The following is an 8,884-nucleotide window of genomic DNA, read 5'->3' as shown; positions in this document are numbered from 1 at the left end:
GTCTCGGCGGCGCTGAGGGCGGCGGCCACCGTCTCCTGGTCGCGCATCTCGCCCACCAGGATCACGTCGGGGTCCTGGCGCATGGCGGCCCGCATGGCGCTGGCGAAGTCGTTGGTGTCGAAGCCGATCTCGCGCTGGTTGATCTCGGCCATCTCGTCCTGGTGCAGCACCTCGATGGGGTCCTCGATGGTGACGATGTGGACCTCGCGCGTCCGGTTGATGTGGTCGATCATGGCGGCGAGGGTCGTCGTCTTCCCCGACCCGGTCGGGCCGGTGACGAGGACGAGGCCGCGGTGCTCGTTGGCCAGCCGGCCGACGACCTCCGGGAGGCCGAGGGCGTCGAAGCTGGCGGCCGAGGTCCGGACCCGCCGGAAGATCATGGCCACGGAGCCGCGCTGGCGGAACACGTTGACGCGGAACCGGCCGAGGCCCGCGATGGCGTAGGCGAAGTCGGCCTCGTTCCGCTCGCCGAACTGCTCGGCGGCCTGGGGCCGCATGATGGCGGCCGCCATCTCCTCGGTCATCTCGGCGGTGAGCGACGGCTCGTCGTCGAGGCGCAGGAGGCTCCCGTTGACCCGCACCCGGGGCGGTGAGCCGACCTTCACGTGCAGGTCCGAGGCCTCCATGGAGGCCATGGACGCGAGGAGGCCGTCGAGCCGAGCGTGCGCCATGACCCTGGTTATCGTCCTGCCCGGGCCTGCTCTGAAGGTGCTCGCGGCTTTTGCGGGGCCCGGGGGGTTCAGGGCAGCCGCAGGCCGGCGGCGCCGGCGACGGCCAGCCCGTCGGCCACCAGGCCGGAGGCCACCCGGGCGGCCCGGCCGGGGTCGGCGGGCCAGCCGGCGGCGGCGGCCAGGTCGGCCCAGGCGACCGGCCCCCGGCGGAGGGCGTCGACCAGGCGGCCCCGGCCCTGGCGGTCGGACCCGGCGAACCTGCCCTGGCGCCCGCCCGCACCGGCCGAGCCGACGGCCGGGTCGGGCGGGGGCCGGCCGGCCGCGTGCCAGGCGCAGGAGGCCGTCACCGGGCAGGCGGCGCACGCCGGCGCCCGGGCCGAGCACACGGTGGCGCCGAGGTCGAGCACGGCCGAGTTCCACTCCCACCCGCGTCCGGGCGGTACCAGGGCGTCGGCCCGGGCCTGCGCCTCCCCGGCGGCGAGCCGGCGCCCGGCGGTGCGGGCCAGCACCCGGGCGGCGTTGGTGTCGAGGACCCCGACGTCCGCCCCGAAGGCGAAGGCGAGGACCGCCCGGGCCGTGTAGGCACCCACGCCCGGGAGGGCGAGCAGGCCGGGCAGGTCGGCGGGCAGGCGCCCGCCGTGGAGCTGCACGACCGCCGTGGCCAGGCGGTGCAGGTTGACGGCCCGGCGGTTGTACCCCAGGCCGGCCCACGCCCGGACGACGTCGGCCACCGGTGCCGCCGCACAGGCCGCCGGCGTCGGGAAGCGCTCCAGGAACGCCGCGTACCGGGGCACGACCCGGGCCACCTGGGTCTGCTGGAGCATCGCCTCGCTGACCAGCACCTCCCACGGGTCCCGCGTACGCCGCCACGGCAGGTCGCGCCGGGACGCCTCCGACCACCCCAGCAGCGCCTCCTGCATCGGCAGCGATGGTACGAGGCCCGTTCATCCGTGAATGGCGCGCCACCCCCTGGCGCGCCAGCGCGGATCGAACCGGGGAGGGGCCAGAATGCGGGGCGTGATCGAGCTCGGGCTGCGCAACGACGTGTACCGGCGGCCCCTGGCCACCGCCCTGGACCGGCTGGGGCTGCGGGAGGGCTGGCGCTGCGTGGACGTCGGCGCCGGTGGGGGCGACGTCACGGTGGCGCTGGCCGAGATCGTGGGCCGGGACGGTCGGGTGTACGCGGTCGACAGCGACCCACGCTCCCGCGACGAGACCGCCAAGGCGGCGGCCGAGCACGCCCAGGTGATCGCCCTCACCCAGGCCGGCGAGGACCTCCTCCTCCCCGAGCCCGTCGACCTGGCGTTCTGCCGCTTCCTCCTCATGCACGTGCTCGACCCGGTCGTGGTGATCCGGCGGATGGGCGAGACCGTCCGGCCGGGCGGCTGGGTCGTCGCCCAGGAGCCGATCACGTCCGCCGGGCGGATCGACGGCGAGCCTTTCTCCATGGCCGGCGCCCGCCACCCCGACGTCGGCGCCCGCCTGCCCGCCCTCGCCCTGGAGGCGGGCCTCGACATCGTCGACGCCTGGGCCGAGGCGCCGGCGGGGGCCGGCCCGGGGGCGGTGGCCGACTACCTGGCCGCCCTCACCGAGGTCGACCCGGGCGACGCCGCCGTCGTGCTCCCGCCGCTGGTCACCGTGGTCGCCCGCCGCCCGGCCGCCTGAGCCGCTTCATCTCGCGCGGCCGCGCCGGCACCTGGCGCGCCGTCGCGAGGTGAACGCGTCAGGACTCGGAGGCGAGCCCGAACAGGAGGTAGGCGGCGTCGTCGGCGGCGGCGCCGGCGCGGGCCCTCGTTCGCTCGGCCAGGTCGCCCTCGAGGCGGATGGCGAGGCACGTGGAGGGGTCGGCCATGAGGGCGACCGCCTCCCTCTCGACGGCCGCCCGGTGCTCGTCGGGGACGTCGGCGGCGGCGGCCGGGTCCTGCGCCACCCGCTGCACCCACGTGCCCAGCTTCGACGGGTTGGCCCCACCGGGGACGTCGACCTCGCGCACGCCGGTGGTGGCGGCGACCGGGCCGCCCTCGCCCACCGCCGACCGGTAGGCGGCGTCGACGTCGGCGCCCGCCCCGAGGCAGGTGAAGGCGCGGGACATGGCACGGACTCTATCGCCGGCGGCCTCCTCGGCCCGGGCGATGGCCCCGTCGGTGACCACCGCGGTGGCGGCGAGGACCGTCGCCCCGAGGGCGGCGGCGGCGGCGAAGGCGGCCCGCAGGCCGAACACCTCGCCCACCAGGCCGCCGAGGGCCGCGCCCAGCGGCATCATCCCCCACCCCAGCAGCCGGTAGGCGGCGTTCATCCGGCCCAGCAGGTGGTCGGGGGTGATGGACTGGCGCAGGGAGACGGTGATCACGTTCCACACGACGACGGCGGTGGACATGACGACCAGCGCCGCCACGTTGGCGACGACGCCGGGCGTGGCGACGGGGGCGAGCATGGCGAGCGACAGGGCCAGCACGGACAGGGCGAGGCAGCGGGCCCGGCCCAGGCGGCGCTCGAGGACGGGGGCGGTCCTCGACCCGAGGATGCCGCCGACCGCCCCGGCCGAGAGCAGCAACCCGTAGCCCGCCTGCGACAGGCCCATGGGGCCCGGTTCGACGGCGAAGAGCACGAACACGGAGAACCACCCGGTCAGCGCCATGGCGCTGACACCCAGCATGAGGCCGAGGGTGCGCAGGAGCGGGTTTCCCCACACGAACCGCAGGCCCTCGGCGATCTCCGCCCGCATCCGGGTGGGCGGCCCCGTCCGGGCCGGCCGGTACGTCCCGGTCATCAGGGCCAGCGAAGCGGCCGCCAGGGCGTAGGCGCCGGCGCTGGCGGCGAACGCGCTCCACAGGGCAGCGGCGGCCAGGAGCCCCCCGATGGTCGGGCCGACCAGCTCGTTGGCCGTCATCTCGACCGCGAAGAGGCGACCGTTGGCCTCGCTCAGGCGGGCGCGGTCGACGACCGTGGGCAGGACGGACTGGGCGGCGGTGTCGAACAGCGTCTCGCCGACGCCGAGGACCAGGGCGGCGGCGTAGAGAACGGCCATGCTCTCCGCCCCGGCGACCACCACCACGGCGAGGGCCCCGACGACGAGCACCCGCAGCAGCTGGACGCCGACCATGGTCCGGCGCCGGTCGAGCCGGTCGGCCAGAGCGCCGGCGGGCAGGGCCAGGAACAGCCACGGCAGGCGCTGGGCGACCACCACGCCGGCCACCAGGCCCGGCGACGTCGTGATCCGCACGGCGAGGAGGGGCAGCGCCACCCGGAACACCCCGTCGGCCAGGTTGGCGAGCGCCGCCGCCGTCCACAGCCGTGCATAGGCGGCGCCGAGCGGGCTCGTCCTGATGGGCAACCCGGGGAGGATGCCACGGCGCCTCCCGCTCCGTGGGAAAACGCCCTCGGCGGGCGAAACCCCGCAAACGGGGCACGACCGGCTCCACCCGGGCCGGAGAAGTGCAGGAAACGGTTGCTCGGGGGCTCGCGTCCGCCGAAGGAACGAGCATGGAGCTGCTCCGCGGGACGACGACGACCGGCACCGGGACGGACGACCGCTGGGTGGCCGTCGGCCACCACGGCGGCCCCGACGCCAGAACCGCCGCCACGGCGGCGACGAGGGACGCCCTGGCCGGTGGGGACGCCCGGCTGCTGGTCGTCTTCTGCTCCGAGACCTACGACCTGGACGAGTTGCTGGCCGGGGTGTCCACCGCCGCTCCCGGCGTCCCGGTCGTGGGGTGCTCGACGGCGGGCGAGATCTCCGCCACCGGCCCCGGTGACGCCGGCGTCGTGGTCATGGCCCTGGGCGGGCCCGGCTTCACCGTCGCCACCGCCGCCGCCCGGGCCGACGGGGGCCGCCTCCGCGACGCCAGTGCCACCGCCGCCCGCTGTGTGGAGCAGGTGGGCGCCAGCCCCCACCGGGTCCTCCTCCTGCTCACCGACGGGCTGGCCGGGGACCAGCAGGAGGTCGTCCGCGGTGCGTACCAGACGGTGGGTGCCGAGGTGCCCCTGGTCGGCGGCTGCGCAGGCGACGGCCTGAAGATGACCGGGACCTTCCAGCTCCACGGCGGCGAGGTCCTGAGCAACGCCGTGGTGGCCGCCGCCATCGGGTCCGTGGCTCCGATCGGCATCGGCGTGCGCCACGGCTGGCGGCGGGTGGGCGAGCCCATGATGGTCACCTCCAGCGCCGGCAACCGGGTGCACCTGCTCGACGACGCTCCCGCCCTCGACGTCTACCTCGACCGCCTGGGAGCGCCCGCCGACGCCCGGAACGAGCCGGCCGCCTTCACCCGCTTCGCGCTCACCCACCCCCTGGGCCTCAGCCGCCGCAGCGGCGAGGAGGTCCGGTTCGTGGCCGAGGCCGATTTCGCCGAGCGGGCGCTGGTGTGCATCGCCCAGGTTCCCCAGGGCGGCCAGGCGTGGATCATGGAAGGCGACGACGACTCGGTCCTCGTCGCCACCGACGCGGCCTGCAGCGAGGCCATCGGCGCCCTCGGCGGCCGGCCGCCGCTCGGGCTCCTGGCGTTCGACTGCATCGCCCGGCGCGGCGTGCTCGGCGACGCCGGCATCGAGCGTGAGGTGGGCCGCATCTCCAGCTTCGCCGGCGGCGCGCCGGTCGCCGGCTTCTACACCTACGGCGAGATCGCCCGCACGACGGGCGTCAGCGGGTTCCACAACCAGACCCTCGTCGTTCTCGCCCTGGCCTGAGATGCCGAGCGGCGACTGGTCGGGCCAGCAGCTGGCGGAGTTCCTCGCCGCCGTGTCGTCCTACGACACCGAGGCGGCGGCCGTGGCCGGCGCCGTGGAGCGGGCGGCGGAGGCGCTGGAGGCCGAGGTCGCCGCCCTCGTGCGGGGGGGACGGGTCGTGTCGTCCGTGGGGTTCGCCTCGGGCCGGGTGCCCGAGGACGAGCTGCGCCGCGCCGCCGCCGGAGAGGTGCGCGTCATCGACGTGCCCGGTGCCGGCCGCTGCCGCGTGCTCTGCGTCCCCTTCGAGGACGACGAGCCGGCCCACCTGCTGCTGGCTCGCTCGGGCGGCGACTACGCCTCCGCCGAGGTGGCGCTGCTGCGGGCCATGGCCCGCGCCCTCGGCCTCAACGTGCGGATGCTGCGCATGCTGGAGGCGGAGCGCAGCCTGCGGGAGCGCAGCGAGCGCCACGCCCAGGAGAACGCCCGGCTGCTCTCCTCGCTCCAGGAGCGCCAGACGCTCCTCGAGCGGCTGTTCCGGATCCAGAGGTCGATCTCCCACCGGGCGCCGATCCAGGAGGTGCTCGACGCCATCACCGAGGGTGCGGTGGACCTGCTGGGCGACGACGTCGTCGGCCTGCGCCTGATCGACCCCGACGACCCCTCCTCGTCGGTGATGGTGTCCTCGCAGGGGATGGGAGAGGACCTGGCCCGCTCGCTCGGGCGGTCGCCGGTGGACCACGGCGTCGGCGGCCTCGCCATCACCACCCGCCAGCTGATCGTCACCCACGACTACGCCGGGCTGGTCCACCCCCTCGAGCCCCTCGTCAGCGACGGCCTCAGGGCGGCCATGGCCGCCCCGGTGTACCAGGACGGCGAGCCCATGGGCAGCCTGGTCGTGGCCTCCTACGACCGCGAGCGCCGCTACGGGACCATGGAGCAGGAGATGCTGCTGGCCTTCGCCGAGCACGCGTCGCTCGCCCTCAACGACGCCAGCGCGGTGGAGGCCATGCGCAAGGCGTTCGCCGACGCCGTCCACCAGGCGCACCACGACACCCTGACCGGGCTCCCCAACCGGGCGCTGGTCCTGGACCGCCTCGACCACGCGCTCGCCCGCCAGGTGCGGGGCGGCCGCCGGTCGGGCGTGCTGTTCGTGGACCTGGACCGGTTCAAGACCGTCAACGACACCCTCGGCCACTCCATCGGCGACGAGGTGCTCGTGCGCATCGGGGAGCGGCTGGCCGCGTCGGTCCGGCCGGGCGACACCGTCGGCCGGTTGGCGGGCGACGAGTTCGTCGTGGTGTGCGAGGAGATCGAGACCGCCGAGCTCCTCCAGGTCGCCCAGCGCCTGTCGCGTGCCATCGAGGAGCCCCTCCCCCTCTACGGCCGCGACACGGTCATCACGGCCAGCATCGGCGTCGCCCACGTGAACGGCGGAGGCCGGGCGGAGGACGTGCTGCGCGACGCCGACGTCGCCATGTACCGGGCCAAGGAGCGGGGGCGGGCCCGCATCGAGGTGTTCGACTCCGCCATCCGGGCCCGCCTCCTCGAGCGCATCGAGACCGAGCACGCCCTGCGCCGGGCCCTCCAGCGCGACGAGCTGCGCCTCCACTACCAGCCCATCGTGCGGGCGGTCGGCGGCGAGCTGCTCGCCGTCGAGGCGCTGGTGCGCTGGCAGCACCCCGAGCGGGGCCTCATCCCGCCCGGTGCCTTCGTCCCGGTGGCCGAGGACACCGACCTCATCATCCCGCTCGGGCGGTGGGTGCTCGACCAGGCGTGCGCCCAGCTCGGGCGCTGGCTCGCAGCCAACCCGCGCCTGGCCCGCCTCCAGGTCGGCGTCAACCTGTCGGCCCGCCAGTTCACCGACCCCGACATCGTGACGATCGTGGCCGAGGCGCTGGCCCGGGCCGGCATCCCGCCGACCTCGCTGTCCCTCGAGATCACCGAGAGCGTGCTGATGGAGGAGGTCGAGACCACGGCCGAGACGCTGCGGGCCCTGAAGGACCTGGGCGTCGGGCTTTCCATCGACGACTTCGGCACCGGCTACTCCTCGCTCAGCTACCTCAAGCGCTTCCCCGTCGACACCTTGAAGATCGACCGGTCGTTCGTGGACGGCCTGGGCGTCGATCCCGAGGACCACGCCATCGTCGATGCCGTGGTGAGCCTGGCCCACGCCCTCGGCCTCGTCGTCGTGGGCGAGGGCGTGGAGACGCAGGCCCAGATCCAGGAGCTGCGCCGGCTCGGGTGCGACGCCGCCCAGGGCTACCTGATCGGGCGGCCGGTGGCCGCCGACCGGGACGGCCCCGCCGTACCGGGCACGGGCGAGCCGGCCCTCGGCCCGTCCCCGGCGGCCGTGCCGTGCGACCGCCTGCGCGTCGTCGCCGAATGACGGTCGTGCGGCGCTCCCCGCCGCACACCGGAGGGCCCCGGCTCGGGTCGGGTGGCGTTCCTCAGGCGGCGGGGAGCAGGGCCAGCGGGGCGTCGTCGCCGTGAGGGCCGGCGAGCACGAGGCCCTCGGCCCGGATGGTGCGCAGGGCGGCCGACACGGTGAGCGCCACGCCGCAGGCGGTGACGGCCAGGCAGACCGCCGTCTTCACGGCCACGAAGGTGGTGACCGGCATCGACACCAGCAGGGCGAGCGTGGCGCCGGCGGTCGCCAGGTGGACGCCGGCCCACAGCAGCGTCAGGCGTCGGAACAGCCGGGCCACGCCCGCCCGCCCGGCGACGTCGGCCGACAGGGGGCAGAAGTCCCGGGCCAGGCTGGCCACCAGGGGGCGCCCGATCACCAGCGAGCCCAGGAAGACCACGCCCATGACCGCCGCGTTGAGCACGGGCTGGAGGAAGTACAAGACCGTGCTCCCGGTCGCCACGCCGACCAGCGTGCGCAGGGCGAGGCCGACGAGGGACAGCACCAGGAGCGACGGCACCCGTTCGCGGTGCAGGACCCGGCTGAGGGTGATGCCTCCCGACCACAGGAGGGTGGCCACCATCGCCGCGCCCGTCCCCACGTGCACCAGCACCACGTAGAACAGCACGGCGGGCACGATGGTCGCCTCCAGCAGGTTCGGCAGCGCCCGGCGGGCGATGGCGCCGAGGGCCGGGAGCTCACCGGGAGCGGCGGCGGCGTACATTGGTATTCCCTCGGCAATTTCGGTCCCGGGCTGGAGTGCCGTCCGGCCGTCCCGGGTCGTCCCGGGCGGTGCCGCCGCCGAGGGAACGAGCGGTCGCAGTCGGCGCACCACCCCATCCCACCAATGGTCAGCCCAGCGCTCCCCCTTCTCGTCCTCGTCGCGATCGCCCTGCTGGCGGCCCCGTTCCCCGAGGTCGGGGCGGCCGGGCTGCCGCCGGCGTCGGCGGCCTCGGCGGCGCCCGTCCCCGACCGAGCCGTGCCGATGCCGCCGGCACGCCGGCCCGCCGTCGCGTTGTCGACACGTCCGGGCCCGGTCCTCGGCCCCCTCCCCGCGCTGGTGGCGCCCCGGCTCGGGCGGGCGGGCATCTCGTCGGCCGCCGGGCCGGGGCGCCACCAGCGCGGGGAGGGGGCCGAGGACCGGGCC

Annotated in this window: 8 protein-coding genes; 4 read left to right on the top strand and 4 right to left on the bottom strand. The window is 76.0% G+C overall.

What is annotated here, in order from left to right; translation table 11 throughout:
- Both VM242_08340 and VM242_08335 read right to left on the bottom strand, forming a co-directional pair.
- Positions 1 to 671, bottom strand: a 671-nt coding sequence (locus VM242_08340) for an ATPase, T2SS/T4P/T4SS family (GenBank protein ID HVM05166.1), incomplete at its 3' end; no start/stop codon positions are given.
- Positions 672 to 739: 68 nt separating this feature from the next.
- Positions 740 to 1,591 carry an A/G-specific adenine glycosylase gene (locus VM242_08335; protein HVM05165.1) on the bottom strand — a complete coding sequence of 284 codons (852 nt, stop codon included), beginning with the start codon at positions 1,589 to 1,591 and terminating at the stop codon, positions 740 to 742.
- Between the two features lie 97 nt (positions 1,592 to 1,688).
- Between VM242_08335 and VM242_08330 the strand changes: the two genes are divergently transcribed.
- Positions 1,689 to 2,336, top strand: a complete 648-nt coding sequence (locus tag VM242_08330) for a methyltransferase domain-containing protein (GenBank protein HVM05164.1) — start codon at positions 1,689 to 1,691, stop codon at positions 2,334 to 2,336.
- 58 nt (positions 2,337 to 2,394) lie between these two features.
- Here VM242_08330 and VM242_08325 read toward each other — a convergent pair whose 3' ends face one another.
- Positions 2,395 to 4,005, bottom strand: coding sequence for an MFS transporter (locus VM242_08325; protein HVM05163.1), 1,611 nt, complete (start codon positions 4,003 to 4,005; stop codon positions 2,395 to 2,397).
- 149 nt (positions 4,006 to 4,154) lie between these two features.
- Between VM242_08325 and VM242_08320 the strand changes: the two genes are divergently transcribed.
- Both VM242_08320 and VM242_08315 read left to right on the top strand, forming a co-directional pair.
- Entirely contained in the window at positions 4,155 to 5,354 is a 1,200-nt protein-coding gene (locus VM242_08320) for an FIST N-terminal domain-containing protein (GenBank protein HVM05162.1), read from the top strand.
- 1 nt (position 5,355) lies between these two features.
- A complete protein-coding gene (locus VM242_08315) occupies positions 5,356 to 7,719 on the top strand; it encodes a bifunctional diguanylate cyclase/phosphodiesterase (protein HVM05161.1) in 2,364 nt (787 codons plus the stop codon).
- A 61-nt stretch (positions 7,720 to 7,780) separates the two neighbouring features.
- On the opposite strand, the gene VM242_08310 is transcribed toward VM242_08315, so the two are convergent.
- The gene (locus VM242_08310) at positions 7,781 to 8,461 is read right to left on the bottom strand and encodes a VC0807 family protein (protein ID HVM05160.1); all 681 of its coding nucleotides are present in this window, start codon (positions 8,459 to 8,461) and stop codon (positions 7,781 to 7,783) included.
- A 123-nt stretch (positions 8,462 to 8,584) separates the two neighbouring features.
- Between VM242_08310 and VM242_08305 the strand changes: the two genes are divergently transcribed.
- A partial coding sequence (locus tag VM242_08305; GenBank protein ID HVM05159.1) for a hypothetical protein occupies positions 8,585 to 8,884 on the top strand: 300 nt, incomplete at its 3' end.

This window comes from Acidimicrobiales bacterium (assembly GCA_035540975.1).
Classification (GTDB): Bacteria; Actinomycetota; Acidimicrobiia; order Acidimicrobiales.
The sequence above is the reverse complement of the archived record's forward strand: the minus strand, read 5'-3'. Positions and strand labels throughout refer to the sequence as shown.

Bases quoted from the DNA above. Each gene is read 5' to 3' on its own strand.
- VM242_08335 (HVM05165.1), bottom strand. From the start codon at position 1,591: ATGCAGGAGGCGCTGCTGGGGTGGTCGGAGGCGTCCCGGCGCGACCTG.
- VM242_08320 (HVM05162.1), top strand. From the start codon at position 4,155: ATGGAGCTGCTCCGCGGGACGACGACGACCGGCACCGGGACGGACGAC.
- VM242_08315 (HVM05161.1), top strand. From the start codon at position 5,356: ATGCCGAGCGGCGACTGGTCGGGCCAGCAGCTGGCGGAGTTCCTCGCC.
- VM242_08310 (HVM05160.1), bottom strand. From the start codon at position 8,461: ATGTACGCCGCCGCCGCTCCCGGTGAGCTCCCGGCCCTCGGCGCCATC.